The 26,918-nt window shown below is 62.2% G+C and carries 25 protein-coding genes; 12 read left to right on the forward strand and 13 right to left on the reverse strand.

Going from position 1 to position 26,918, the window contains the following annotated elements; genetic code table 11:
* Positions 1 to 11 precede the first annotated feature (11 nt).
* Positions 12 to 452, forward strand: a complete 441-nt coding sequence (locus tag HZ993_RS08870; RefSeq protein WP_209397179.1) for a hypothetical protein — start codon at positions 12 to 14, stop codon at positions 450 to 452.
* 12 nt (positions 453 to 464) lie between these two features.
* On the opposite strand, the gene HZ993_RS08875 is transcribed toward HZ993_RS08870, so the two are convergent.
* Together HZ993_RS08875 and HZ993_RS08880 are read right to left on the reverse strand one after the other, a co-directional pair.
* On the reverse strand, positions 465 to 1,226 hold the full coding sequence (locus HZ993_RS08875; protein ID WP_209397181.1) for an SDR family oxidoreductase: 762 nt from the start codon (positions 1,224 to 1,226) through the stop codon (positions 465 to 467).
* 13 nt (positions 1,227 to 1,239) lie between these two features.
* The gene (locus HZ993_RS08880; RefSeq protein ID WP_209397183.1) at positions 1,240 to 2,472 is read right to left on the reverse strand and encodes an acyl-CoA dehydrogenase family protein; all 1,233 of its coding nucleotides are present in this window, start codon (positions 2,470 to 2,472) and stop codon (positions 1,240 to 1,242) included.
* A gap of 142 nt (positions 2,473 to 2,614) precedes the next feature.
* On the opposite strand from HZ993_RS08880, the gene HZ993_RS08885 reads away from it, so the two are divergent.
* Positions 2,615 to 3,580 carry a LysR family transcriptional regulator gene (locus HZ993_RS08885; protein WP_371816975.1) on the forward strand — a complete coding sequence of 322 codons (966 nt, stop codon included), beginning with the start codon at positions 2,615 to 2,617 and terminating at the stop codon, positions 3,578 to 3,580.
* Positions 3,581 to 3,635: 55 nt separating this feature from the next.
* On the forward strand, positions 3,636 to 4,244 hold the full coding sequence (locus HZ993_RS08890) for a bifunctional 2-polyprenyl-6-hydroxyphenol methylase/3-demethylubiquinol 3-O-methyltransferase UbiG (RefSeq protein WP_245213882.1): 609 nt from the start codon (positions 3,636 to 3,638) through the stop codon (positions 4,242 to 4,244).
* Here the strand turns inward: HZ993_RS08890 and HZ993_RS08895 are convergent.
* Positions 4,241 to 5,851 carry a DUF342 domain-containing protein gene (locus HZ993_RS08895; RefSeq protein ID WP_209397187.1) on the reverse strand — a complete coding sequence of 537 codons (1,611 nt, stop codon included), beginning with the start codon at positions 5,849 to 5,851 and terminating at the stop codon, positions 4,241 to 4,243. The genes HZ993_RS08890 and HZ993_RS08895 overlap by 4 nt on opposite strands.
* Before the next feature lie 310 nt (positions 5,852 to 6,161).
* Here HZ993_RS08895 and HZ993_RS08900 point away from each other — a divergent pair, with 310 nt between their 5' ends.
* Positions 6,162 to 7,412, forward strand: a complete 1,251-nt coding sequence (locus HZ993_RS08900) for an integrase (RefSeq protein WP_245213883.1) — start codon at positions 6,162 to 6,164, stop codon at positions 7,410 to 7,412.
* A 194-nt stretch (positions 7,413 to 7,606) separates the two neighbouring features.
* Here the strand turns inward: HZ993_RS08900 and HZ993_RS08905 are convergent, their stop codons facing one another.
* From HZ993_RS08905 to HZ993_RS08915, 3 genes are read right to left on the reverse strand one after another with little or no spacing between them, the layout of a single operon-like run.
* Positions 7,607 to 8,074, reverse strand: coding sequence for a GNAT family N-acetyltransferase (locus HZ993_RS08905; protein ID WP_209397191.1), 468 nt, complete (start codon positions 8,072 to 8,074; stop codon positions 7,607 to 7,609).
* Positions 8,071 to 8,712, reverse strand: a complete 642-nt coding sequence (locus tag HZ993_RS08910; RefSeq protein WP_209397193.1) for an FMN-binding negative transcriptional regulator — start codon at positions 8,710 to 8,712, stop codon at positions 8,071 to 8,073. Before HZ993_RS08910 ends, HZ993_RS08905 begins: the two co-directional genes overlap by 4 nt.
* A 17-nt stretch (positions 8,713 to 8,729) precedes the next feature.
* Positions 8,730 to 9,197: an OsmC family protein gene (locus HZ993_RS08915; RefSeq protein WP_209397195.1), complete on the reverse strand. Its 468-nt coding sequence runs from the start codon at positions 9,195 to 9,197 to the stop codon at positions 8,730 to 8,732.
* 77 nt (positions 9,198 to 9,274) lie between these two features.
* Between HZ993_RS08915 and HZ993_RS08920 the strand changes: the two genes are divergently transcribed.
* Entirely contained in the window at positions 9,275 to 10,735 is a 1,461-nt protein-coding gene (locus HZ993_RS08920; protein WP_209397197.1) for a PLP-dependent aminotransferase family protein, read from the forward strand.
* Between the two features lie 96 nt (positions 10,736 to 10,831).
* Positions 10,832 to 11,539, forward strand: coding sequence for a PEP-CTERM sorting domain-containing protein (locus tag HZ993_RS24345; protein ID WP_245213884.1), 708 nt, complete (start codon positions 10,832 to 10,834; stop codon positions 11,537 to 11,539).
* Between the two features lie 162 nt (positions 11,540 to 11,701).
* On the opposite strand, the gene HZ993_RS08930 is transcribed toward HZ993_RS24345, so the two are convergent.
* Positions 11,702 to 12,181 carry a pilin gene (locus HZ993_RS08930; protein WP_209397206.1) on the reverse strand — a complete coding sequence of 160 codons (480 nt, stop codon included), beginning with the start codon at positions 12,179 to 12,181 and terminating at the stop codon, positions 11,702 to 11,704.
* A gap of 169 nt (positions 12,182 to 12,350) precedes the next feature.
* Between HZ993_RS08930 and HZ993_RS08935 the strand changes: the two genes are divergently transcribed.
* Both HZ993_RS08935 and HZ993_RS08940 read left to right on the forward strand, forming a co-directional pair.
* Positions 12,351 to 12,905 (forward strand): DUF3617 family protein, encoded by a 555-nt coding sequence (locus HZ993_RS08935; protein WP_209397208.1) that lies wholly within the window; start codon positions 12,351 to 12,353, stop codon positions 12,903 to 12,905.
* 9 nt (positions 12,906 to 12,914) lie between these two features.
* Entirely contained in the window at positions 12,915 to 14,132 is a 1,218-nt protein-coding gene (locus tag HZ993_RS08940) for a hypothetical protein (RefSeq protein ID WP_209397219.1), read from the forward strand.
* Positions 14,133 to 14,143: 11 nt separating this feature from the next.
* Here the strand turns inward: HZ993_RS08940 and HZ993_RS08945 are convergent, their stop codons facing one another.
* Positions 14,144 to 15,082, reverse strand: coding sequence for a GlxA family transcriptional regulator (locus HZ993_RS08945; RefSeq protein ID WP_209397221.1), 939 nt, complete (start codon positions 15,080 to 15,082; stop codon positions 14,144 to 14,146).
* Positions 15,083 to 15,267: 185 nt separating this feature from the next.
* Here HZ993_RS08945 and HZ993_RS08950 point away from each other — a divergent pair, with 185 nt between their 5' ends.
* The 3 genes from HZ993_RS08950 (at position 15,268) to HZ993_RS08960 (ending at position 20,109) form a co-directional block, all read left to right on the forward strand.
* Positions 15,268 to 16,044 carry an MBL fold metallo-hydrolase gene (locus HZ993_RS08950; RefSeq protein ID WP_209397223.1) on the forward strand — a complete coding sequence of 259 codons (777 nt, stop codon included), beginning with the start codon at positions 15,268 to 15,270 and terminating at the stop codon, positions 16,042 to 16,044.
* Between the two features lie 62 nt (positions 16,045 to 16,106).
* Positions 16,107 to 18,221, forward strand: a complete 2,115-nt coding sequence (locus tag HZ993_RS08955; protein ID WP_209397225.1) for a TylF/MycF/NovP-related O-methyltransferase — start codon at positions 16,107 to 16,109, stop codon at positions 18,219 to 18,221.
* A gap of 25 nt (positions 18,222 to 18,246) precedes the next feature.
* Complete coding sequence (locus HZ993_RS08960; RefSeq protein ID WP_209397227.1) at positions 18,247 to 20,109, forward strand: M48 family metallopeptidase; 1,863 nt, start codon at positions 18,247 to 18,249, stop codon at positions 20,107 to 20,109.
* Between the two features lie 26 nt (positions 20,110 to 20,135).
* On the opposite strand, the gene HZ993_RS08965 is transcribed toward HZ993_RS08960, so the two are convergent.
* From HZ993_RS08965 to HZ993_RS08975, 3 genes are all read right to left on the reverse strand, one after another.
* Positions 20,136 to 20,837, reverse strand: coding sequence for a type IV pili methyl-accepting chemotaxis transducer N-terminal domain-containing protein (locus tag HZ993_RS08965; RefSeq protein WP_209397229.1), 702 nt, complete (start codon positions 20,835 to 20,837; stop codon positions 20,136 to 20,138).
* Positions 20,838 to 20,853: 16 nt separating this feature from the next.
* Complete coding sequence (locus HZ993_RS08970; protein ID WP_209397231.1) at positions 20,854 to 23,145, reverse strand: EAL domain-containing protein; 2,292 nt, start codon at positions 23,143 to 23,145, stop codon at positions 20,854 to 20,856.
* Positions 23,146 to 23,296: 151 nt separating this feature from the next.
* Positions 23,297 to 23,716, reverse strand: coding sequence for a BLUF domain-containing protein (locus tag HZ993_RS08975; protein WP_209397233.1), 420 nt, complete (start codon positions 23,714 to 23,716; stop codon positions 23,297 to 23,299).
* A gap of 239 nt (positions 23,717 to 23,955) precedes the next feature.
* Between HZ993_RS08975 and HZ993_RS08980 the strand changes: the two genes are divergently transcribed.
* Complete coding sequence (locus HZ993_RS08980; RefSeq protein WP_245213885.1) at positions 23,956 to 25,539, forward strand: cryptochrome/photolyase family protein; 1,584 nt, start codon at positions 23,956 to 23,958, stop codon at positions 25,537 to 25,539.
* Here the strand turns inward: HZ993_RS08980 and HZ993_RS08985 are convergent.
* Positions 25,518 to 26,129, reverse strand: a complete 612-nt coding sequence (locus tag HZ993_RS08985) for a histidine phosphatase family protein (RefSeq protein ID WP_245213886.1) — start codon at positions 26,127 to 26,129, stop codon at positions 25,518 to 25,520. The two genes, HZ993_RS08980 and HZ993_RS08985, sit on opposite strands and share 22 nt — an antisense overlap.
* Complete coding sequence (locus HZ993_RS08990; protein WP_245213887.1) at positions 26,123 to 26,839, reverse strand: SDR family NAD(P)-dependent oxidoreductase; 717 nt, start codon at positions 26,837 to 26,839, stop codon at positions 26,123 to 26,125. Before HZ993_RS08990 ends, HZ993_RS08985 begins: the two co-directional genes overlap by 7 nt.
* Positions 26,840 to 26,918 lie beyond the last annotated feature (79 nt).

Raw genomic sequence — 26,918 nt, forward strand, 5'->3', positions numbered from 1 at the left:
AGAGAAAGAACATGAACCCCGTCCCTACACCCGCCACACCCCCCTTGGCCACGGCCAACTGCACCGCATCGGAAGCCGAGATTGCGCAGCTGGTGGGCCAGGTGTATGCGATTGCACCCCCCACCGTGCGCACACGCTTGCTGGAGCATCTGCTCAAGCCCCTGGGTGTGCTCTCTCTGGTGGCCATTGCCAATGGCATCTTTGCCACGATACGGTTTCGCAGCGGCTCGTCCGACCTCCACGTGCGGGTGGAGGATGCGCAAAACGTGCAGCCTGGTGACGTCATCACACTGGTCAGCCACGTGCAGCAGGTCAGCATCCACGCCGTCGACGGCCTGGCCGACATGCTGGCCACGTCGCCGGTGATGACCGGCTCGGCAGCCGCTGCCTTATTGATGACGCTGCTGATGCAGCGCGCCCGCAACCGCCGCGCAGAGGATCGCGAGGTCTGATTTTTCTTCGGCTTACAGCGCGGTCACACCACCATCCACCGGCAGCGCAACACCCGTCGTAAAGCCCGCCGCATCGCTGCACAGATACAGCACAGCAGCGGCAATTTCTTCTGCCTGGCCGATGCGCCCAATGGGGTGCATGGCCCGTGCAAAGGCGCCCTTCTTGGGGTCTGTGGCCTCGGCGCGGCGGAACATCTCGGTGTCAATCACCGCAGGGCACACCGCATTGACGCGGATGTTTTTCTTGCCATACTCCACCGCGGCCGACTTGGTCAGGCCGATCACCGCATGTTTGGTGGCGCAGTAGATGCCCATCTTGGGCGCTGCAATCAGGCCCGCTATTGAGGCCGTGTTGACAATGGCGCCGCCACCCTGTGCCAACATGATCGGGATCTGGTGCTTCAGGCATAGCCATACACCTTTGACATTGACGTTCATCAGCGCGTCGAACTCCGCCTCGGTGCTGTCGGCCAGCCGGCCTTGTTCAATGTCGATGCCGGCGTTGTTGAAGGCATAGTCGAGGCGGCCATAGGTGGCGACGGTGGCATCCACCAAGGCCTTGACCTCGGCATCACGCGTTACATCGCAGCGCACAAAGCTGGCCGTGCCACCCGCGTCGCGGATCTGGGCCACGGTGCCCTCACCGCCATTGGCGTCCACATCCGACACCACAACCTTGATGCCCTGTGCGGCAAAGGCCAGCGCAGTGGCGCGACCGATGCCGTTGCCGGCGCCCGTGACCAGGGCGACCTGGCCGGAGAATGTTTTGCTCATAAACGTGTTTCTTTCATTTGGCCAAAGCGGCGGGATAGGGTGCGAGTTCTTGCTTGGCAATCGCGTTGTTGTGGACTTCGTCCGGGCCGTCTGCGGTACGCAGGTGGCGGGCGTAGGCGTAATAAGAGGTCAGCAAAAAATCCTGGCTGAAGCCGCCCGCACCATGGGCCTGGATGGCCCAGTCAATCACCTTGCAGCAGTTGTTGGGGGCGGCCACCTTGATCATTGCAATCTCCTTGGCCGCCACTTTATTGCCAACCGTGTCCATACGGTGTGCCGCATGTAACACCAGCAGCCGCGTCTGGTCGATCAGCGTACGGGATTTGGCAATACGCTCGCGCCACACACTCTGGTCCGACAGCGGCTTGTGGAAGGCCACACGCGACACGACACGTTTGCACATCAGCTCCAACGCGGCCTCGGCCATGCCGACCACCCGCATGCAATGGTGGATGCGTCCGGGGCCGAGGCGGCCTTGGGCGATCTCAAAACCGCGGCCTTCGCCCAACAACAGGTTGCTGGCCGGCACACGCACGTTTTCAAACAAGACCTCGGGGTGCCCGGCCGGGGGGTCCATAAAGCCGTACAAGGCCATGTCGCGCACGATGGTCACGCCCGGCGTGTCCTTGGGTACCAGGATCATGGACTGCTGGCGGTGCCGGTTGGAGTTGTCGGGGTCGGTCTTGCCCATCAGGACAAAGACCTTGCAGGCCTCGGCCGCCGCACCGGTGATGTACCACTTGCGGCCATTGATGACGTAGTCGTCGCCATCGCGCGTGATGCGGCATTCGATGTTGGTGGCATCCGACGAGGCCACTGCCGGTTCGGTCATCGCAAACGCGGAACGGATCTCGCCGGCCAGCAGGGGCTTGAGCCAGCGCTCCTTTTGTGCCTCGGTGCCGTAGCGCTCCAGCACCTCCATATTGCCGGTGTCGGGCGCCGAGCAATTGAACACCTCGGCCGACCAGTACTGGTGGCCCATCATTTCGGCGATGGGTGCGTATTCCAGGTTGCTCAAGCCAAAGCCGTGGGCGGATGCGGGCAGGAACAGGTTCCACAACCCCTGGGCCTTGGCCTTGGCTTTGAGTTCCTCCATCAGCGGGTAGTTGACGTAGGCGTTGCCGGCCTTGGCATTGGCGGCGATTTCTTCCTCGCGGCGCTGCCATTGCGGGAAAACCTCGGCGTGCAGGAAGGCCTTGACCTGGGTGTGCAGGTCCCTGACCTTGGGTGAAAAGTCGGTGTACATGGGGATGTCCTTGTGGCGGTGTGGGTGTGTAGGTGTGTCGATCTATGGGCTTGAGATTAGCGGCCCAGCCCCCTGCTGACCAATGCTTTGTTTTCAGCAAAACTATTCATTTGGTGCATGGTCCGGCTATAGTGACCCCGCCATGATCCATATCAGCCGCATCGACCTGAACCTGTTTGTCGTGTTCGACGCCATCTACACCGAAGGCGGCATCACCCGCGCCAGCGAGATCCTGAAACTGACACAACCGGCGGTCAGCCACGCGCTGGCGCGCCTGCGCACACTGGTGGACGACCCGCTGTTTGTGCGCCAGGGTCATACCATGTCACCCACACCCGTGGCGCATGAGCTGATTGGGCCGGTGCGCCGCGCCATTGCAGAAATCGAGGGGTCGCTGAGCCAGTTGTCACGTTTTGACCCACAAACCTCGCAGCGTGAATTCAAGATCGGCATGCATGCCATCGTGGAGCTGGCGACCATTCCGGCGCTGATGGAGCTGATAGGCGCGGCGGCGCCCGGCATACAGATTTCGTCCGTGGTCCATAACCGCAGCGATTTCCAGACCCAGCTAACCAGCGGAAAACTGGCCGCCGCCATCGACGTGCTGGTGCCGGTCACCCACAACATCCACAAACAACGCCTGGCCGGCGGCAAGATGGTGGTGGTCGCCCGCAAGGACCACCCGGTGGTCCAGGGCCGCATCAGCCTGGAGACCTATCTGGCGCACGAGCATGTGTTGTCCAGCACCCGCATGGAAGGCCCGGGCATGGAGGATGTGGAGCTGTCCCGACTGGGCTGGACGCGGCGCATCAAACTGCGCTGCCAGAACTACTGGACGGCCTGCAAAATCGTCAGCACCACCGACCTGCTGCTGACCATGCCTGAGCGTTACGCACGCGCTGCCAATGCACCGCTGGACAACCAGTTGCTGTCCTTCCCCATCCCCATGAACGCACGCGACATTTACCTGTACTGGCACGCCAGCGTAGAAAGCGACCAGGCCAATCGCTGGCTGCGGGACAACCTGATTGCTTCGTTTGATGCGCCCGCAGCAGAGTTGGGGCAAACGCCGACGTTCGTGTCCTCCGCCCTGCGGGCTCCCCCTTGACCTCACTTTGGCGCTTACCCCAACCCTGCTGCTCGTGATATCTATGCCGAAACCTATGAACACCGCAAGCCAACGCACGCTGGCCCATTACAACGAACATGCCCAGGACTTTTTTGCCGGCACGCGCGACCACGACGTGCGACAGAACATGGACGCCCTGCTGCAACACATCGAAGGCACAGCGCCGTTCACGATTCTGGACTTTGGCTGCGGCCCGGGCCGGGATCTGAAAGCCTTCAGCGCGCTGGGCCATACAGCGGTGGGCCTGGAGGGTGCCGAGCGTTTTGCGGAGATGGCACGTGCCTACAGCGGCTGCACGGTGTGGCACCAGGACTTTTTGGCGCTGGACCTGCCAGCCGAACACTTTGATGGCGTGTTTGCCAACGCGTCACTGTTCCATGTGCCCAGTGCGGTGCTACCGCGGGTGCTGCGGGAGGTACATGCCACGCTGAAACCCCGCGGCATTTTGTTCAGCTCCAACCCACGGGGCAACAACGAGGAAGGGTTTAACGGTGAACGGTATGGCGCCTACCACGACATCGCCGCCTGGCGCGCCTATGTGACCGCGGCAGGCTTTGTCGAACTGATGCACTACTACCGGCCACCGGGTTTGCCAATCGAGCAGCAGCCCTGGCTGGCCAGTGTGTGGCGCAAGACCTCTTAGCGGATCGGCTTCACACGCCCCGCGGGGTCGGTCCACACCACACCGGTCTCAGGGTCCAAGGAAAAAACACCCTGGCTGTATTCGGTCCGCAAGTGTGCCGTGGTACTGACCACCGTGAGGTCCACCGGCCCAGCCACACCGCCCGCGCCGACCTGTACTTTGGCCCTCTGCATGACCGCCAATTGTTTTTCCAACTCCGTCCGCTCGGCCAGTGACCGGGACCACACCTGTACCGCCTGTTGCCAAGACGCTTTGACCCGTTCGAGCATACCCTTGGGGTCGCCAGTGGCGGTCAGTTGTTTGGTCAACTTGCTCAGGTTTTCTTCATGGGTCTTTTCGGTTTCCAGGCGCTGTAGCAAGGCCTGCATCTGCGCTTCCAGCTCAGCATTGGCGCCCACGGTCACACGGGTCAACCCGCCTTTGTCGGAACCCAAGAGCGGGCACCGGACCAGCATCATGGCCTTGGCACTGCCGCCCACCAAACGCCCGCGCTTGGGTGCTTTTTCACCAACGATGATCTGGTTGCCGGACTCCAGCGCGCAGTCCAGCGCCATGTCTTCCAGCATGATGGTGGTGCCCGCGTGGATGCTGCAGTTCTCGGCAAAACGGGCAGAGACAGCACCCTCCGCCTGGACCTGGGCCTGCGCAATGATGCCGCCGGCCACACGGATATCGCCACCGGCGTCCAGCAGACCGCCATCCACCGTGCCCCCCACCACAATGTCGCCCTTGGCCTGCACTTTCATGCCGTGGGAGACTTCGCCGTCGATCTGTACCGTGCCGTCAAAGTAGATGTTTCCCACGGCCAGGTTGACCCCGGCCAAGCGCAGTACCGGCTCCACCATCACCCCATGGGTCACCAAAACAGGCTGACCACCCAACGTGGCCTTCAACAGATTGGAGTCTTCCAGGGCGGCCTGCGCACCGACGAGTGACGGTGCAAAGGGCGCATCCCGTCCGGCACGCGCCGGCAGCTCCCGCCCCAGCACGGTGTGGCCCGCAACACCGGGTGTGGGCGGAATGCGGCGCATCAGGGGCTCACCGACCTGGACCACGGTGATGCCGCCGTGCTCGCGGTAATCGATCAATCCATTGGCATCGACTTTGGGTGCACGGTCAGCGGTTTCGGGTATCAGCGCCTGGAAGACGGTGTCGTGGCCGTGTTCGGGTGGGATTGCAAACGCCACTTCCACATGGTCTGCCTGGCCTAGTGCACAGGCTTGCTCCACTGCGGCGGTGTCAATGCCAAATGCCACACTGGCCTCGACCAGGGCCCGCAAGACATCGGCAGCCGTGGCCGGTTTGCCACCCTGTGGCGCTACCAGGCTGATCTGCGCGGTCATCTCATCGGCGGCCATGTGTACCTGCACTTGTGCATCGCGCCGCTCGGCGACCTGGACCACAAACGATACCGGATGGGTGTTGCAGTCGCTCGCGGCCTGGGCAATGGCCGTAACGTCTTTGGCGCACTGCTCGAACCCAGCCTGTGCCAGCGCTGCGGTAAGCATGCTGGGGTCAACTGCAGGACGTCCTGCTACCGGCAGGTTGTGCAAGAACACCTGCCCGTTGACCTCTGTAAAGGAGATGCCCGGCAAGTCCACGTCCATCAGCCCGTCCTTTCTGTGGCCGAACCATGCAAAAAGTGTAGGAGCTCTATACGCAGACGCAAGGGACTATTTTGTAAGCACAGGGCACAGGCCGCTGGTCCACGCAATTAGCTATAGTATTAATAGCATACTCTATTTATTGCACGGGGGCTAGAGGCCAGTTTCTTATAAACCCTCTAGTCTTATCCAATGAGGTTTGATCCTGAACGGCTTTTTTGATTCCAACGAGGTTTGATCCTCAGGCGATTCAGTAAATTGGAACCGGCGGCAGGTGAGCAAGCCAGTCGATCATCAATGAATGGTGATTGACATGAACCTACTGAAGCTCAAGACGATGGCGCAGTTGCGCCAGTTTTTGGACAGTACACAGGCTTTGGAGTTCGCAAGCCTGGCCGACACCACAGCGTGTTATGCCCATGTCGCGCAGACCATCCAACGCTTCGCCCACGCCAGCCTGTGTCGCTCGGATCGTTCCGTGGTGCTGCGCTACCTGGAACGCACCAGCGGCTACTCCAGCGCACAGGTCAAACGCCTGGTATCGCGTGCTCTGGACGGGGAAGTTCTACAGCGTCGCTACGTGGCACCCAACACGGCCTACGCACGACGCTTTACGGACCAGGACATTGCCCTGCTGGCCCAGACCGACCGCGCCTTTGACACCCTCTCCGGGGCGGCCACAACCCATGTGCTGTGGCGCCAGTGGCATGTGTATGGGGACGCCCGCTTCGAGCGCCTGAGTGCTATCAGCGTTTCGCACCTGTACAACCTCAGAAACAGCGTTCGCTACGAGCGCGAGCGTGTGTACCGCAGCAAGACCACCGCGTCGCCGCGCTGCACCCAGATCGGCGAGCGACGAGCGCCAACACCGCAAGGCCATGCTGGTCACATCCGCATCGACAGCGTGCACCAGGGCGACCTTGACGGTCTCAAAGGGGTCTACCACATCAATGCAGTTGATATCGTCACCCAATGGCAGGTGGTGGTGTGCACGGAGTACATCAGCCACAGCTTTATGAGCATCGTCGTTGAGCTGCTGATCGAGCAATTCCCCTTCCAGCTACGCGGCATTCACGCCGACAACGGCGTGGAGTACATCAATGAACGCATGCTGGAGCTGATGGAGAAAGCCCGTATCGAGCTAACCAAATCACGCCCCCGGCGCAGTACCGACAACGCGCTGGTCGAAGGCAAGAATGGCGCGGTGGTGCGCAAGATGTTTGGCTTCAAACACATCGCGCGCAGCAAAGCGGGGCTGATCAATGACTTCAACCGAGAGCACTTCAACCCGCTGAACAATTTGCACAGGCCCAGCCTGTTTGCAAGCCTGAAGGATGACCCCAAGAAGCCTGGTCGCACCCTGAAGCGCTACTACGCCCGGGATGCCCAAACTCCGCTGGAGAAGTTGGCCAGTTTGCCAGCACGCCTGCGTCACCTCAAGGCGGGGGTAACGATCAAAGATTTGTTGGCGCAGGCGAACAAGCAAAGTGACTTGCAAGCCGCTCAGGCTCGTAACGCCGCCTGGGAGGAACTGGCTCCAAAGCTATATGGCAAATGCGCTTGAACGCGGTGTGGCAAGTCTGCAAGAGGGGGGCGGCGCAAGCGCCGCGAGCATCCGATTAAAAGATCAAAGAAGTCAAAAACCAGGCAGTTTCGGTGATCCCGTAAACTGCCCGTACCTTAACCAATCGACTGGACCTGAACACAGCCGCTATGCCCACTGTTCAGGATCAAACCTGATTTGGAAAAGACTCCTCTCTAGCCCAAGGCATAGTCATACCGGATAAAGCCGTGGTGCATGGCAACCCGGTCGTACAGCCCCCGGGCGCGGGTATTGTCGCGGTGGGTCAGCCAGTACAGCTTGGGGGCGCCGCGTGCCCTGGCGGCATTGGCCACCTGTTCAATCAGCGCCTGGGCCAGGCCCTGGCCACGGGCGGCCTCGTCCACAAACAAATCCTGCAGGTAACACACATCGGCCGACCAGATGCTGGGCTGGAACAGGTAGTGGGTGATGCCCAGCAGCTGTCCGTCGACCCGCGCCGCCAAGCCGTGGATGCCGTCGCCCTGCATCAGGCGCTGCCAAGTGCGCGCGTAGGTTGCCTGCGGAAACTCCCGCTCGTAAAAGCGGTTGTAACCCGCGCCCAGGCGTTGCCAGGCAGCGTAGTCGGAAGGCTGCAGCGCGTCGATGGTGACGGCTGCCTTGGGGCTTGTGGTGCGTGTGTTCATGCCTTGATCCTTTGCTGCACCAGCGCAGCCATTTGTGCGGCGGCATCACCGGGCTGTCCGGCCAGGCCGGCAGCCACGCCCTGCTGGTCAGACGCCGGGCGGTTCTGGCTGACCTTCCATTTGCCGACCCAGCGCTGCACGGGTATCTCTATACCCACGATGACACGCAGCAGCTTGTGGATGAAGTCGGCCGGTGCGTCGGACACCTGCCAGGGCAGGGCCTGGTTGGCTTCGTGTACCTGGGTCAGCCGTGTCACCACATCGAGGATGCGCTCGGCATCTTCAAAGGCCTGGGGTACGCCGTGGGCGTGTACGGTGGCGTAGTTCCAGGTGGGCACGGCCATGCCATTGGCGTGTTTGCTGGGGTACCAGTTGGGCGACACATAGGCCTGTGGCCCGGTGAACACTGCCACCGACTGGGCACCCGCTGCCAGCGCCTGCCATACCGGGTTGGCACGCGCCACGTGGCCCACCAGCGTGCCATGTTCACCCCGGTGGGTATCCAGCAGCATGGGGATGTGGTTGACCAGCAGTTCGCCTTCATGCTGCACCACCCAGGTGGCCAGCGGATGGCTGCGCACCAGGGCATGCAGCGTGGCGGTGTCGGTCTCGGCAAAGTGCGGGGGCGAATAGGTCATGGTCGTCGGGGCCTTACTTAGAGAACGGGCTCACACACCACCTCGGTCTTCACCGAGTTGGCAATAAAACAGGAAGCATGGGCGCGGTGGTGCAGGTCCTGCAGCGCCTGTGCCGTGGGGCACTGGCCCGGCGCAAACTGCACGGCCGGGCGCAGCACCACACGTGTCATGGCCTGCTGGCCTTCGGCGTTACGGGCCAGCGTTCCGATCGCCTCGTCACGGTAGCTGTCCACTACCCAGCCGGCGCGCGCGGTGATGTCCAGAAACCACAACATGTGGCAGCTGGACAGGGATGCGACAAAGGCTTCCTCCGGGTCCACCGCCGCCGCGTCGGAATAGGGCAAGGGCACCACGTGTGGTGACGAGGAACCGGGCACCACCGCGCCCCCATCAAAACGCCATGTATGGCGGCGGCTGTAACGGTGGTCGGTGAAGGCGGCGTTGTCGTCCCGCTGCCAGAGGATGGTGCTGCTGTGTTGGGCCATGGTGTGTAGGGAAGGTGAATGCTAAAGTGGCTCTTTAGTTTAAGAATAAATTTCATCTATCAAGGGGCCAATTTTCCATGACCCAAAGAACCAATCCCACCCGCCCTAAGCACCGTGGGGAAACCGTGCGCCAGCAGGTTTACCTGGAGCTGCGCCGTGCCATCGAGCAAGGCACGTTCAAGCCCGGCACACGCTTGCCCGCATCGCGCGAGCAGGCGGTCACGCTGGGTGTGTCACGCAACAGCGTGTTGTGGGCGCTGGAGCGGCTGCAGTCTGAGGGCTATGTGGTGGCGCGTGTGGGTGATGGCAGTTATGTGGCCGACAACCTGGGGGCCTTGGTTTCCTCCAGTCTGGCCACCAAGGGCCTGCGCCCTGCGGTTACCGCAGGCCTGTCACAGCGCGGGCAACTGGTGGCCGACACGGTATCGCGCTGGAACCCGCCACTGGTGGCGGCCCACCCCTTTCGTATTGGCGCGCCGGAGATCGGCACGTTCCCGTTTGCGGTGTGGGACCGGCTGGCGCGCCAAGCCTCCAAAGAGCAGCGCATGGCCCAGGCCCAGTACCTGGACCCTGCCGGTGCACCCGCGCTGCGCGATGCGATTGCACAGTGGTTGTGGGTGTCGCGCGGCATACGCTGCGAGGCGGCGCAGGTAGTGGTGTGCTCGGGTTCGCAGCAGGGCATAGACCTGGTGGGTCGGCTGCTGCTGGACGTGGGTGACGAGGCCTGGGTCGAAGACCCGGGTTACCCCGGCATACGCGCCAGCCTGGTCGGCCACGGTGTAACTGTGCGGCCGGTGCCAGTGGACAGCGAAGGCCTGGTGGTGGACCAGGCCGCAGCACTGTGGCCCGCAGCCCGGCTGGCCGTGGTGACACCCACCTCGCAGTTCCCCACCGGCGTGCGCATGAGCCTGCAGCGCCGCTTGGCCCTGTTGGACTGGGCCAATGCCCAACGCGCCTGGATTGTGGAAGACGACTACGACGGCGAGTTCCAGTACGGCACCCATCGCCTGCCCGCGCTGTGCAGCCTGCCCCATGCACAGCGGGTGCTGTATGTGGGCACCTTTTCCAAAACGCTGCACCCCGGGTTGCGCCTGGGTTTTATCGTGCTGCCCCATGCACTGGCAGGAGCCTTTGCGATGGCCCGCGCACTGACCGACCGCCACGCGCCCGGCGATACGCAGGACGTGCTGGCCCGCTTCATCACCGAAGGCCATTTGCTGCGCCACCTGCGCCGCATGCGTGAGCTGTACCCGCAGCGCCAACAGGTCCTGATTGAGGCTATGGCCAAGGCCAGCCAGGGCCAACTGGTGTTGCAGTCCAGTGAACAGGGCATGCACCTGCTGCACGAACTGCCCGCGGGCCAGGACGACCAGACGCTGTCCGCGCGCGCCCAACAGGCAGGCCTGTTGTTAGCACCGCTGTCGCGCTACACCATTGCGTCCAGGCGGCGGGGGTGGTTGTTTGGGTATGCGGGGTATGACACGGCTGCGCTGCGCAAGGCGGCAACCGTTTTGGGGAAACTGCTGCGCAATGTATAGCGCACAGCCCTCGCAGTTAGTCCATTTGGACTATTGAGGTTTCGCCAGCAAAAGGCAGAATGCACTGCGACATTTTTTTACCTACTGGAGAACACATTGAGATTCAAGACTGCTTTTTCGGCTTCGGCCATTGTTGTAGCCAGTTTGTTTGGCATGACCCAATCTGCCAATGCTGCAGATAGTTACATTTTCGGTTACAGCAATCTGAACGCTGGCAATCGTTTGAATGTCAATGGATCCACTTTCTTGTCGACGATTGATTCGGGCTGGTACAACAACAGTGGTGCCCACGATCCATCCAACACCAACTACATTGTTGGTGCCTGCTGTGGTGCTTCAGAGTTCCGCAATTGGTTTGTGTTTGACATCAGCGGACTCACATCGCCTGTGTCGTCATTGTCTTTTGACTTGTATTCTTACAGCGTGACCCTGACTTCTGGCAACTACTACGTCAACGACGTGAGCACATCTATCTCCAGCCTGGTGGGTGGCACAGGGGGTTTGTCGGCTTTCAACGATTTGGGAACCGGATCTAACTACGGGTTCAACTTCTACCAGAGCGGCACAGACTCCAACCAGTTCCACACCATCAGCCTCAACAGTGCTGCTGTTTCCAGCTTGAATACGTCTATCGCTTCAAATGCTGGCACGTGGGCACTCGGCGGCGCATTTGCTGCTGGCAATGTGCCAGTGCCTCCCATCAGCCCAGTGCCAGAGACTGAAACCTATGCCATGCTGATTGCAGGTTTGGGTTTGATGGGCGCTATTGCCCGTCGCCGCAAACTGAAACGCGCCGCCGTTTAATTTCTACGGTTTGATCGAACAAAACGGGAGCCTAGGCTCCCGTTTTGCATGGTGACGAGCTATGCGTACATCGTTACCGATAGGTGCAAGCGGCGCAAGACGATCACCATTTTCAAAAAACTGCTACGTAATCAATAGCACACCAGGCAATATAAACGGGGGCTAACGGCAGTTTAGAGGCAGATACTCTTTGGAAATGCTGGTCTTGTTCTCACCCATAACCGTCATATTGTCGGGGCCATTGGCAAAACCACACACCCAGGTCACCGGCACCACCTGCGCATCTTCCACCACGGCCGGGCGCAGCGTCAGTATCTTGTCCTTCAGGTGGCCATTGGCACGGTTGCCGTAGGTGATGTGGATGGCACCATCTTGCACGGTGACGGCGCGCACCAGGTTGTTGACGATCTTGTCGGCGGCGGGCAAGGCGATGCTGGCGTTGTCGACCGGCAAGGTTTTGGTCGCGCTCCATTGGGCGGCTATCGGGTCTTTGGCAAGCTTCGCCAGGGCGCTGCCCTCCACAATCTGGTCCCGCACCAGCTTGCCCTGGTAGCTGGGCAGGGCCATCAGCGCCAGAATGGCCAGCACGGCGACCACCATCATCATCTCGATCAGCGTAAAGCCTGGGTTCTGTTTTTTCATGCGGGGACATTCAGCAGCGAGTACGGCCTGATTGTCACCGGTACGCGCCCCTATGCCACCCGGCGGCCGGACCTGTGCGGTGAAACAAAAAAACACAGGTTGAACGGTCTGATTCCGGTTTAATGTTTGAACATCAAACAAAACGAAACAACCCCAAGGAAAACGATCTATGGCATTCCCGCGCAGCACCCCCGGCCCACAGTTCCTGCTGGTCAGCCTCATCATCATGGGCCTTGGGGCACCGGCACACGCCCTGGACATGCCCAAGCGCAAAAGCGGACTGTGGGAGATCACCACCAGCATGGAAGGTATGCCCAAGGGCATGGGGCCCATCCAGCACTGCATCGACCAGAACTCCGACAACCTGATGCAGCAAAGCGCCGAGAAATTCAAGCAGCAGTGCAGCACCAACGACATCAAGCAGCAGGGCGACCGCATCACCGTCCACTCGGTCTGCAAGATGGAGACCACCAAAAACACCACCACCACGACCACCATGAACGCGGTGTTCACCGGTGCTTTTGACTCCGCCTACCGCGGCGACATACAAACCCGGTTCAACCCGCCCCTGCACGGCATGGCGGAATCCAAAATGGCCATCACCGCCAAATGGCTGGGCGCCTGCAAACCCGGTCAAAAGCCAGGCGACATCGTCATGCCGGTCAAAGCCGGCAACTTCAACCTGGATGACGCGATGAAAAAACACAACGCGCAGAAACCTTAAACCCGCACCATGACCCCGCTGATGGAGCTGCTGTCGCAGCGCGAGTCCGTATCCGCCAGCGAACTGTTGGTGCAGTTGAAAGAAGGCCTGCCCCGTGTGTCCGCGCAGTCGGGCACCGGTGCCGCCACGCACCAGTTGCTGCTGGACTTTTTCAAACTCGATGCCAAGGCCAGTTCCAGCAGCTTCGGCGATGCCTTCAAGCGTTACCCACAGACCGCACAAGCGCTGCTGAATCTGTGCCAGGACCAAGGGCTGGTTGAGTTATGCGCCTTGATGCAATCGGTGATAGACGCCAAACCCCGCCCCTCCGGTGTCTTTAAAGAAAGCCTCCAGACCCAGGTTGACGAAGCCAAGCCAGCGCTTGCCAAGGGTATAGCCGCCTTCATCCAAGGTTTCTCCAGCGTCGCCTTTGCCAACCCCGACAGCGAGGCCGACATTGAACTCTCCCTGGCCTGGAGCGCGGTGGAAGACTGCCTGCTGGACCAGGTGGCCGCACATGCCGATGTGATCGCCTTCGACTGGGGGCCCGCGGTGCGCGCGCAACGCCAGCGCGAGCAGACGGTACGCAAGGCGCTGGCCGGTAGAAGCGCCTTGCAGATGCTGCAGTCCTTGTTGAACGACACCGCGCCCCAGGTCATCGCCCAACCCTGCGACTACGACATGGGCCACGCCGGCGCGCCCCGGCAGCCCGTGCACATCGCCGTCCACCACGTGGGACCGCACCAGGCATTGCCGGCCGCGCAAGCCACCAACCTGGCCCGTTACCCGGTTGCAGCGCAGTTGCTGGCCGTGTACCAGACCCTTAACGGAGCCGCCCTGTTTTGCACCGATGCCCATGACCTGTGGTCCGCAGGTTTTGTGTTTCTGCCGGCACAGCAATGGGAGACCGCAAGCGCCGAGGTGGTGAACTGGCTCAGCAGTGTGGACTTTCAGGACGACCCCAACGCCCTGCCCAACTGGGTGCGCAGCGCCATCGCTTTCGGAAAAATACCCGGTGACGCCAGCTACTGGATCCTGCCAGTGGAGGGGCCCTACGCCGGCACGGTGATGTTGTCCAACGACGATGTGAGCGCCGAAGAACCGCGCTACGCCAGTTTTGACACCTTTGTGGCCACGCTGTGCCTGCAACCGGAATTGGTGTTGGGCTGCGGTGGATATGTCAGCTACCCGGCGGCCAGCAACAACTACAACCTGTACCCTGTGGGCTACCGCAGCGGCGACACCTGAACAGTGTCCCTTCAAGCCAGCCTGCGCCGGTAGCGCGCTGGCGTCTCCCCTACCCTGCTGGCAAACAGACGGGAGAACGTGGGCACATCGGCATAACCAACCGCTTCGGTGATCTGCGCAATGCTCCACGCACTGTCGCTGAGCAACTGCTTGGCCTTGTCCACCCGCGCCTGTTGCAACAGGGCCAGCGGTGAATTCCCCGTCTGCGCCTTGACCCGGCGAAGGAGCGTGCGGGTGCTGACATGGAAGGCCTGGGCCAGGCGCTCCAGATCATAGGTTTCGGTCAGGCGTGTGCTCAGCCACTGCGCCACGCCGTGTGCAAACGATGGCAGGTCGGGCGGGCCCAGGAGTGCGCGGTCGACAAACGGCGCCTGGCTGGCCCGGGGTTGGGACAACAAGGCCAGCCGGGCAGTGGCGGTCGCCACCTCGGCGCCCAGCGTCTTCTTCACCAGGTGAATGGCCAGGTCAAACGCCGAGCTGACCGCCCCCGTGGTGGTGACCGCACCGTCTTCCACCAGCACGGCATCGGTACTGAGTGCGGCTGCCGGATAACGCGCGGCCAGCTCGGCCGCGCACAACCAGGCGGTGGTGGCCTTGCGGCCCTCCAGCAGTCCGGCCTCGCCCAACAAAAACGTGCCGATGCATACCGAGGCCACCGGCGTGCCGCTGGAAAAGCTTTTGCGGATAAAGGCCAGCTCGCGGCGCAACGGGGCGAGCTTGGAGTCCCATTCATCCAGGCGGCGGATCTCCAGCCCCGGCACGATGAGCAGGTCGTACACACCCGCGGGCTTTTGCACCCCAACCGAAAAACCACCGGCCACCGTCACCGTGCGCCCACCAACGCCCACCACATGGACCTCAAAAGGTGGTGACGCGGATTTGCGCATCGCACGGGCAACGTGGGTGGCGATCAGCAGCACATCGGCCACGGCAAAAATTTCGGTCGCCATACAGCCTGCATAGGCCAGGATGGCTATGCGTGGGGGTCTGCTTTTTTGGGGGGATGGTGGTTTAACGGGCATATGGCGATAACACCATCAAATATGGCAATACCGCCACTCTATCCGATCACACCGTTTTTGGACAATGGACCGGTACAGCACATTCCCGCACCATCCCCACCGGAGCACACCCCATGCGAATCACCCAACTGCGCAACGCCACCCTCATCGTGCACATCGGCGAACGCCATATCCTGGTCGACCCCATGCTGGCGCCCCAGGGTGCCCTGCCACCGTTGCGCCTGCTCGACGGCAAGCGCCTGCGCAACCCCACGGTGGACCTGCCTAAACAAGCGGTGGCTGCGCTCGGCCAGGTCACCCACTGCCTGATCACCCATTGCCAAAAGGGCCACTTTGACCACCTGGATGGCTTTGGTAAGCAGTGGCTGCGTGAGACCCAGCTGCCCGTCATCTGCACACCGCACGACGCCGTCTATTTGCAAAAACGCGGTCTCAACGTGCAGCCCCTGCCCGAGGGCCACAACCAGCCCCAAGCTTTTTTTGAGGGACACATCCGAACCGTGCGCTGCACCCATGGCGAAGGTGTGGTGGGCCGCATGATGGAGCACGGCGTGGGCTACCTGATCGAGATGCCGGGCGAACCCCGCCTCTACCTGGCGGGCGACACCATCCTCACGCCGCGCGTACGCGACTTTGTCAGTCAGCACCAACCCGGCGTCTGTGTGGTGCCCGCAGGCGGGGCCCGTTTTGACATCGGCGGGGACATCATCATGGGTGTGGACGATGTGATGGCCTTTACACGGCTGGCAACTGGCACCGTGGTGGCCAACCACTTGGAGGCCATCAGCCACTGCCCGGTGACGCGCACCGAGCTGCTGGCCGCCGGCCGCCGCGCCGGTGTCAGCCAGCGCCTGTTGGTGCCGGCCGATGGTCAGACCCTGGAGGTCTAGTCGGCACCCTGTTCCCGGGCTGCAAATGGCAGGCCCTGCCGCGCATCTTTGTAAACTCAGGGATGGCCGATCCACACGACACCGACACCTATCTCGTACAGGCATGGGCACATTACGAAGCCCACGCACTGGACGCCGCTATCCAGGCGGCGCGCAGTGCCTGCGAGGCCAGCCCTGACAGGCCGGACAGTGCTGCGGCGCTCGGATGGTTCCTGCTGGAGAGTGCGCAGCTGCCGCAAGCCACGGAAGTGTTGCGCCATGCGCTGGAGCGGCACCCGGATTTCCCCACCCTCCATTGGTATTGGGGCATGCTGTGCTTTCGTGAACGCAGGCTGGATGCTGCACACCAATCACTACAGCGGGCGCTGCAGCTGGACCCGCAACTCGATGAAGCCGCCTCTGCATTGGCGTGGGTACTGCACGACATGGGTCGGCTGCCCGAAGCGTCGCAGTGGGCACGGACCGCGCTAGATGCCAAGCCAGGGGCGCAGCGCCATGCACAACTGGGATGGCTGCTGTTGGCGCAGGAACGGTGGGACGAAGCACTGGTTCCGTTGCGCGCGGCTTTGGCCCTGGAGCCGGATCTGGCTTCAACGCGCACCCAGCTGATCCAGGCACTGACACAGCTGGATCGTGCCGCGGAAGCCGATACGGTGCGAGCAGCCGGTTTTGTGCGGGAAGATGAAGCCCGGCTCCGACGCGCCGCTTCCCGGCCGGGGCCACAGGGCGCACAGGAATCCATCGTGCTGCCGTTTGGGGACTACGTGTCCCCCGGCCTGAAAGTCGTGCAACCCGACGCGCACTTTCCGCACATGGTGCGGGGCGACACGAGCCGCTGCGATTGGCCGTACTTCCGGCGGGAGATTCCCCACAACTGGTATGTTGATCCGCACGACCCCGAGTGCGGGTTCATCAGCCGTGATGAGGCACTGGTGCTGTACAACACCGCATTGATGTTCAAGGGCAAGCAGGCGCTGGAGATCGGTTGCTGGATGGGCTGGTCGGCCTGCCACATGGCACTGGCTGGCGTCCATCTGACCGTGGTCGATCCGGTGCTGGACAAGTCACCCAATCGGGAGCGTGTAGCGCAGTCTCTGTCGTCCGCCATGCAGGCGTATGGCAGCGTCGGTGATCTGTCGCTGGTCACCGGGCTCAGCCCGCAGGCCGTTGACGCGCTGGCCGCAGGGGAGCGAAAGTGGTCCTTGTTCTTCATTGACGGCAACCACAGTGGTGATAACCCGTTGAATGATGCGATGGTTTGCGAACGGCATGCCGAGGCCGACGCGCTGATCCTGTTCCACGACCTTGCGTCGCCTGATGTGGCGCAGGGTTTGAACTACCTGGCACGCAAGGGATGGCACACCATGGCCTACAACACCATGCAGATCATGGGGGTGGCCTGGCGCGGAAATGTGGAACCGGTTGCGCACATTCCGGACCCCAAGATTCCGTGGACCCTGCCACCGCACCTGCAGCACACCGCAGTCAGCGGCGTATCGCAAACCGAGGACGCCGGTGAGTTCCTGCAACTGCTGGCCAGTATCAGACCCTTTACGCTGCTGAGCACCGAGCGCCTGTTCTCGCTGTACACGCACGCCAAGTTGCTGTGCCAGCGCGATATACCCGGCAATTTTGTGGAATGCGGCAGCTACCAGGGTGGCGCGGCGGCGCTGCTGGCCAGTGTGGTCCAACGCCACAGCCTGCGGCCCCGCAAGGTCTATGCGTTTGACACATTCCAGGGCATGCCAGAGCCTGCCGAGGTGGACCGTCACAACGGCACACCGGCCAACGACACTGCGTTTGGCGCCGGAACACTGGCAGCCCCTGTGGCCGAATACCTCGCCGTGGTCTGTGCGCGTTTGGGCGTTACCTCCATTGTCGAACCGGTTCCAGGGCTGTTTGCCCACACACTGCCTGCGCGCAAGGCAGATGTCGGTCCCATTGCGTTGTTGCATGCCGACGCGGACTGGTATGCATCCACCATGGACATTTTTTCCACCCTCTACGACGCGGTCAGCACGGGTGGTGTGGTACAGATCGATGACTTTGGCTACTGGGAGGGATGCCGCAAGGCGGTCCGCGATTTCGAGCGGATATCCGGCGAGGTGTTTGCTCTGCAAAGGATAGACCACACCGGGGTCTGGTTTCAGAAGAAGTCCTCCACTCCCTGCGGCTAAGATACCGCCTCGAAAAGGGGCCGCCGTGGACAGAGCAGATTTCATTCATTTGGTTCGGTTGAACGAACACGCCAGCGCCGAAGACAGCGCCGCCTACCGCCGCAGCGTGGCGGGGTTTGCGGCCCTGGGCTACTTGTGGGTGGTGGGCTGTTTTGCAGTGGCCGTTGCGCTGCTGGTGTGGACACTCGCCACCATGGCCCACGGGCGTGTCAAGGGCTACCACTTCATACTGCTGATCACCGGCGCCGGTCTGTTGTGGACCAGCTTGCGCGCGCTGTGGCTGCGCCTGGAGGCGCCACACGGTAGCCCTATCACCGCCGCCGACGCCCCCGCGCTGTTTGAGGCCCTGGCCCGCATCCGCAAAAAGACCAAAGGCCCAGCCATAGACCATGTGCTGCTGGACAGCAGCTTCAACGCCAGCATCAGCCAGCTGCCGCGTTATGGCCTGTTTGGCGGCGCCACCAACTACCTGACCATTGGCCTGCCGCTGCTGTTGGCCATAGACAAGCCGCGGTTTCTGGCCGTGATGTCGCACGAATACGGTCACCTGCGGGGTGGACATGGGCAATTCGCCGCGTGGATCTACCGCACACGCCTGAGCTGGATGAAGCTGGAACACGGCATGCGTGACGACTCCGGCGTCATCGCCATGGCCACCCAGGCGTTTTTGCGCTGGTACTTCCCGCGCTTCATGGCCAAGACCTTTGCACTGGCCCGCCAGGACGAATACGAGGCCGACCGTATTGCCGGCAAACTGCTGGGGCGCGATGTGGCTGGCGCGGCACTGACAGAGATTGCCATCAAAGGCAGATGGCTCAACACGGAGTTTTGGCCGCTGCACTGGGGGGCGGCCGCCAAGAGCCCCCAACCCGTGGGCCCGTTTACCGCCATGCGCACCCTGCTGTCACAACCCGTGGTCGACGATTTTGCCCGCGACGCCTTGCGCCAGTCGCTGGTGCAACTCAGTGATGAGGATGACACCCACCCGGTGCTGCGGGACCGGCTGGAAGCCCTCAAGGTGACCAAACAACTGCCGGCCTGGTCCACACGCCCGGCACTCGAACTGTTAGGCCCCAGCGCCACCAAGTGGCTGGCCCACTTTGACAAGGAATGGTGCGTGGAGAACGCCAGCGACTGGAAGCTGCACCACGCCTACCTGCAGCGTGTGCAGGTGCGCATAGACACCCTCACAGCCAGCCTGCAGCGCAACAACGCGGACGAAATGGCACAACTGGGCGACCTGAAGAAGCGCCTGGATGCCAAGGCCGACGTGCGCAGCTGTTATGAACGTGCACTGCAGATAACACCCGGTCACGCCGGCGCCCTGCGCGGTTTGGTGGGTTGTCTGCCAGAAACCGACTTTGCCAACCGCATCCAGTGCCTGACCCAGTTGTTTGAAACCAGTGCCGCCAACAAGTGGTGGGCCTGCCGCACGGCCGTGCGTATGCTGGAGAAAAGTGTGGCCGCAGGCAACCTGGACGACAAGGCGCTCAAGCTGTGGCGTGAACGCCTGAAGCAAGCCGACGAGGCCGAACAACGCGCCTGGAACGAAATGACGGACACCCCGTGTTTCCACTCCATTGCACGCCACGACCTGAATGACTTTGAACGCGGAGAGTTTGAGTCCGACATGGCACGCTGCAAACCCGTGCAACGCGCCTGGCTGGTGCGCAAGGCGCTCAAGGAGTTTGCCTACCGGCGCTGCTACATCCTCTTCATCGAACTACCGGGCATGGCCGACGAAGACCGCTACCACCTGTGCCGCAGCCTGGAGCGCACGCTGGACCTGCCCGGCCCGGTACTGGTGTTGTGGGCGGGCCATTCACCCACCCTGCAAGAGATCCAGAAGTACGCGTTTGACGCGGTCTACGCCAGGGCGCTGCGCTGACGCAGCGGGCGACCGCGGGGGCCCATTCAAGCGGGTTTGGCCATCGCCCGCTGGAGGATGGTGCCAATGTCAGTGGTGATGCTGATCAGCTCGGTGGCCACCACCGCAAACTCATTGCCCACTGCGCCCGCACGGGCCGCCACGATGCGGGCATTCATGGCGACCACCTGCGCCTGTTTGGAAATGGTCTTGATCTCTTCCATAGCGCCGTGCAGCTGGTGCTCCACCCGGTGGGCGTGGTCACGCGCCTCGGTCTCGTACAGCGCGGTCAGGCTGTTGAGCACGCCGAGCAGGGACGACGAACACTCCACCAACTCCTCCAGCAGAGCCGGTACCTGGCGCTGCCAGCCGGAGGCAATGGCAAACAGCACCCTCTCCGCCAGCGCGATAAATCCCAGGATTTTTGCGTTGCCCTGAGCTGACCCGAAATAGGCTTGCTGCAGGGGCTCTCCAAAAACACCGGGCAACACCTTGTTGCCCTTGATCAACGTGGTGTGTGCATCGCGAAACAGGTCCAGCGCCTCGGTGGCAATGCGGCTGGCCTCGGGGTGGTTGCTGGCCGCGAGCACGGTGTACAGCACCACGCGTTGCGAGGTAAAACGCCGGCGGCCCGACAGGTTGATCAGCGTGGCAAACACCTCACCATTGCGTTCGACGGTGTTGGCGGCCGGCGGTGCAAGGGCAACCGCATGGGCAGGTGTGGGGCGTTCGGTGACAGACAGGTACATGGTGGTCCTCCTTTTTTCAATGCTCGGCCGGGTACTTGCCCAACAGGTCTGCCAGCGCCAGGGGGCGCTCCAGCAGATAACCCTGGATCAGGCTGCAGCCGGCCTGGCGCAGGATGTCCAGCTGGGGCTGCGATTCAACCCCTTCGGCAATCACCTCCAGGCCCATCTGGCAACCCAGGTCCACAATGGTTTTGACAATGGCGCGGTCATTGCGCTGGTGCGGCAGGTCACGCACAAAGGAACGGTCGATCTTCAGCGACGAGATGGGCAGGTTCTTCAGCAGGGCCAGCGATGAATGCCCCATGCCAAAGTCATCCAGGCTGATGCCAAAGCCCAGTTGGCGCAGCGCCCGCATGACCGGTATCACCTGGTCGGGCCGCTTCATCAGCATGCCCTCGGTCAGCTCCAGTGACAAGCGGTGCGGCTCCAGTCCAAACGCGCCCACCAGCGCATGCAGTTCCTCCGGCAGGCTTTTGTTGGTGAACTCGGGCGCGGCCATGTTGACGTGCACCTTTAACGCGGTGAAGCCAGCCGCATCCAGTATGGCCAGGTCACGGCAGGCCTGGCCCAGCACCCATTTGCCAATCTGCACAATCAGATGGCTTTGTTCGGCAATGGGGATGAACACGTCGGGCGGCACCATGCTGCCGTCGGGTTTGCGCCAGCGCACGAGCGCCTCGATGGATTCCAACTGCCCCCCGGGAAATATCAAAATCGGCTGGTAGACCAGGCACAGGCCATTGCCATCCAGCGCATGGTGCAGTTCGGTCTCCAAGGCCAGGCGTTGCGCAATGGACGACTGCTGCTCTGCCAGCGCATGGGTGTTGCTGATGGACGAAAAATGGCAACCGTTGCGTCCGTTGTTCTTGATGCGGTACATGGCCGCATCGGCACTTTGCAACAACGCAGCGCAGTTGTCGCCACACTGCGGGAAGGTGCTGACACCCACGCTGGCCGACACCGTCAGTTCGATGCCTTCGTACACAAAAGGCGCGCGGGCAGCCTGCAGAATGCTTTCCAGCAAGTGGGCAGCTTCCGCCAGTGCAGGGGTGGGAATCAGCAGCGCAAATTCATCGCCGCCCAGGCGGCCCACTTTGCTGCCCACGGGTACCAACGCCTGCAGGCGCTGGGCAAACTCCCGCAGCACCGCGTTGCCCGCCTCGTGCCCAAAGGCATCGTTGATGGGTTTGAAGCGATCCAGGTCGATGAAAGCCAGACCAAATGCGCTGCAGTCTTGACTTGCGTCGGCACAGGCCTGGCTGACCAGATCGTGGAAATGGTTGCGGTTGGCCAAGCCCGTCAGTGCATCGACCTGGGCCAGGTACAAAATAGTGGCCTGGTGCTCCATGCGCTGGGCCATCTGCGCAATGAAGGCGCCAATACTGGCCGAGACCTTGGGTAACTGGGCCTCGGGCTGGCGCGACAAACAGCTGTAAAACTCCAGCACACCAGGGCTATGGGTATGCCCATCGGCCGACACATAGGTCACCGGAAACACATAACCCGACCACAGCTTGCACTCGCGGTCATTGGTGCGCTGCGAGAAGCGCAGGTCGTTGACCATGTCTTCCACCCAGTCGGGCCTGCCGCTTTGCCACACCGCGCCCACCAGGCCTTCACCCGGCGCCAGCGACAGCGTGGCGCTCTCGGCACCAAACGAGGCCAGGTCCAGTTCGGGCTGGTGCCAGAAATACTTGCAGGCCAGGCGTGGCGGTGCATCCGCTGACGGTGACTCGGCCGCCCAGTACGCACCCCAGTCCCAACCCAGGTTTTTGCAAATCAGCTGGATCACATTGGTGATGGCATCCCCCAGGGAATGCGTGCCGACCAAAAACTCGGTCAGCTCGAAACCCAGGCGCTCACGCATGGCCGCATGTTTGAGCGGTGTGATATCGGACAGGATGCCGCTGACTAGCCTCGGGTTGGCCGGGTCCTGTGGCAGGTGCGCCAAGCGCAGCCAGCGCATGCCCTCCACCGGGCTGATGACGCGAAAATCGTTTGGAGCCCCGCGCTGCGCGCCGTGCGGCAGCTGTGCAATCAGCCCCAGCATGTCGTCGGACACCACATGGATAAAGCAGCTGTCCAGCCCCGTGTGGTGCAGCGCCTCCACATTGAGGTACCGCGCGGCCAGAGCGGACAACACGATTTGCGACGATGCGGGGTCAAACCACCAGCGGCCAAAACCCGCCGCTTCCTCCAGCGCACTGGGCGATGCGCCTTGGGTCAGCGCCTGGGACAGGTGCTGCGCAAGGCCCACCGTGGTACCTGGCGCTTTGAGCGTGTAGCCTGTGTCGAGCGTCGTGTGCATGGTGTCTGACAGAGTGGCCATGCCAGGCTTGGCAGCACATTCCATGCCACGCTAAATCGGCTGTTCAGACCCATGAATACCCGGGTTTACCCTATATATGGGCAAACCTACCGTTTTTGGTGCGGTGGCACCCGTTCTGGTGCCTGGCCGCTCAGGAGAGCCAGCGCGCGTTTTGGATCACTTCGGAGAAAAACGCCCGCAGCGTGGTGGCGCTCATCTTGTACGGGTCAAAGTCTGCCGCGCTGGAGTACTTGAGGAACAGCTGGCGGTTCTCTTGCGTGGCGGCTATCAGGCCCATGGCCCAGCTACCGAACTGCCGGACCGGGATTTCCGACAGGTCCAACACCGCCGGGTCTTTGTGGCGTGGGTCTTTCAGGATGCGGTGGTACAGCGTGTTGACGGCTTGGCGATCCCCTTCGAGCTGCTGCAAAAAGATGCCATTGGCCAGGCACAACGCCCCGGTCACACCCGCGGCCGTGTTGTTGCGTGCGGAGCTTTGCAGGATGTCTTTGACATCGCCGGGGCCCAAAATGCTTGCCGTCTTGCTGGCATAGGTGAGTTGTACGAGCATGGTGCTACGGTTCCTGTGGAGTGCCGGAATGTGCCGGCATCTGTACTGTTGCGGGATGACCATGGAAGATAACCAAAGCGCAATACCCGTGCACCATGCCCCGTCATGCGGATGCGGCCAGAATTCAGCATGCCTTCACGGTGCCACAAGACCCTTACATGGCTCACGCAGAAGTGGTTTTCCACAAGCCGGGCCAACGCGCAAGTCGGCACCCCCGCGTGCGGTACAAGGTGCACTCTTTGACTGACCACACACCCCAGCTGCCCGGCAGGGTGCGCCATCTGGTCATCGTATTGGGTGACCAGCTCGATGCGCAATCCACGGCGCTGCAGGATTTCGACCGCACACAAGACGTGGTGTGGATGGCCGAGGTGGCCGAAGAATCAACCCACGTGTGGTCGACCAAGCAGCGTATTGCGGTGTTCCTGAGTGCCATGCGCCACTTTGCGCAGGACCTGCGTACACAAGGCCTGCCCATGGTCTACACGCGGCTGGACGCTGCTGACAACCAGGGCACGCTGGCCCTGCAATTGCAACAGGCTGTCACGCAACTGCAACCCGCGACTCTGGTTTTGACCGCCCCCGGTGACTGGCGCGTTCTGCAAGCGCTGCGCACCGTGGCGGCAGAACACCAGCTGCCGCTGGACCTGCGCGACGACACCCATTTTTTCAGCACCGTGCGCGAGTTTGCGGCCCACGCCAAGGGCCGCAAACAGCTTAGGCTGGAATACTGGTACCGCGCACTGCGGCAGAAACACGGCATCCTGATGGACGGCAAAGAACCAGCGGGTGGGCAGTGGAATTTTGATGCCGACAACCGCGAATCCTTTGGCAAGACAGGGCCACACAACGTGCCGCCGCCCACGCGTTTCGCGCCGGACACCATCACGCAGGACGTCATCACACAGGTCAACACGCAGTTCGCCGATCACCCTGGTACCCTGCACACCTTTGGCTGGCCGGTCACACGCACACAAGCGCTGCTGACTCTGCAAGCCTTCATAAACCAACGCCTGCCGCTGTTTGGACAATACGAAGACGCCATGTGGGCCGGTGAGGCCTGGCTCTACCACTCCCACCTGAGCTGCGCACTCAACCTCAAACTGCTGAACCCGCGCGAAGTGGTGCAAGCCGCCGAACAGGCCTACCGCGCAGGCACTGCACCACTGGCTGCGGTGGAAGGCTTCATCCGCCAGATACTGGGCTGGCGTGAATACGTGCGTGGCATCTACTGGACCCAAATGCCGGGCTACCTGGAGCGCAACGCATTGGACGCACAGACCGAGCTGCCCGCCTGGTACTGGACGGGCGAGACCGACATGGCCTGCCTCAAAGACGCTATTCACCAAACCCTGGAACACGGCTACGCCCACCACATCCAGCGCCTGATGGTGACCGGCCTGTATGCCCTGCTGTTGGGGGTAAAACCGCAGGCGGTGCATGCCTGGTACCTGAGCGTATATGTAGACGCGGTGGAGTGGGTGGAGCTGCCCAACACGCTGGGCATGGGCCAGTTTGGCGATGGCGGCCTGATGGCCAGCAAGCCCTATGTGGCCAGCGGCAAATACATCCAGCGCATGAGCAACCACTGCAAGGGCTGCAGGTACGACCCCGCCTTGTCCACAGGTGCCACAGCCTGCCCCTACACCACGCTGTACTGGGATTTCTTGATACGCCACGAGCCGCTGCTGAAGACAAATCCACGCATGGCCATGCAACTTAAAAACCTGGGGCGGCTGGATGGCGCTGCGCGGCTGGCCATCAGCAGCCAGGCAGCAGTGCACCGGCTGGCTACCAGCACTCAGGGCAAAACTCTGCCCTGAACCCGCAACGCGCCAGCCATTTGGTGCAAAACGACACCTTCCCCGGACTGTGGAACCACACCCGTCAATGCAGTGATGTTGACCTGGTGTGTCACCACAACCAACGTGCCAGGCCCACGCCACTCCAAAAGAAGTCGGCGTGCCTGCTCGGACTGTGCAGCCTCAGCCTGGGGGCTTGCAAAAAATGAATTAAAAGCCGGCTGTGCCTGGGGCACCGGCCCGGCCGGGTCAGCAAACGCCAGTTGCGCTGTGTGGTGTGTGCGGCACCACTGGGAGTGCCAGACCGCCCCTACAGCCACGCCGCGCTGCCGCAACACATCGCCCATTCGGCGGGCCTGCTCACGTCCTTCGGTACTCAGGTTGCGCTGCGTGGTGCAGTCCCCCAAGACCAGGCCAGGCGGGTCTCCGCCGCCAGGGGCCAGTGCATGCCGAAACAGCACGATGGCGCCGGGTGCCTTCAGCGCCGCCCAGGCTTCTTGGTTAGCGTCTTGTGCAAACGCAGGACCGGCACACCCAGCGCACAACGTAAAAAGAAGTGCCCAGATAGGCCGCGCCGTGGATAGCCAGTGAAAGGAGGTCGGTCTTACCACGGTATTTGTTCTCCCTGGTAGTCCACGAAGTGGGCCCCTTGCTTGGGCTGCAACCCTTTGAGGGTATTGAGCATGCCAGCCACCGACTCCGCAGGCTCCAGCAGTTTGGCAACACCCGCCGAGAACGGCTGCGACAACGCGGAGCGCACCGTGCCGGGCTGCAGGGCAACCACACGCAAGGCGGGCTGCTTGCGCTGCAGCTCGATGGCGGCGGTTTGCAGCAGCATGTTCAACGCGGCCTTGGAGGCGCGGTAGGCATACCAGCCGCCCTTGCGGTTGTCGGCAATGCTGCCCACCCGTGCGGACAGCTTGGCGTAGATGGACGCGCCGGGCGCCAGCAAGGGCGCAAAATGCCGTAGCACCAGCGCCGGACCAATGGCATTAATCTGGAAGGCGCGGGCCAGATGGTCTGCCTGCAAGGCGGCCAAGGACTTCTCGGGCCCCTGCCCGTCCACCATCAGCGCACCCGTTGCGTCCACCATCAGGTGGTAGGGCCCATGGGGGGCACTGGCCGCGGCCAGTGCCGCAATGCTGGCCGCATCCAGCAGGTCAAACCCCGGGTTGTGCGCGCGTGACACGGTCTCTACATGGCTGCAATACACATCGTCCTGCAAAGCCTTAACAAACGCCGCACCAATGGCGCCGTGGGCGCCGAGCACCAGCGCGCGGTAACTGTGCGCCAGCAAGGCGGCAGGCGCACAGTTACCCACCGGCCATCACCCTGTACACCATGGCATTTACTCCTACTTTAATAGCAAACAAAGCATATTTTACGGGGGCTAGGGGCAT

This window comes from Rhodoferax sp. AJA081-3, assembly GCF_017798165.1.
GTDB lineage: Bacteria > Pseudomonadota > Gammaproteobacteria > Burkholderiales > Burkholderiaceae_C > Allorhodoferax.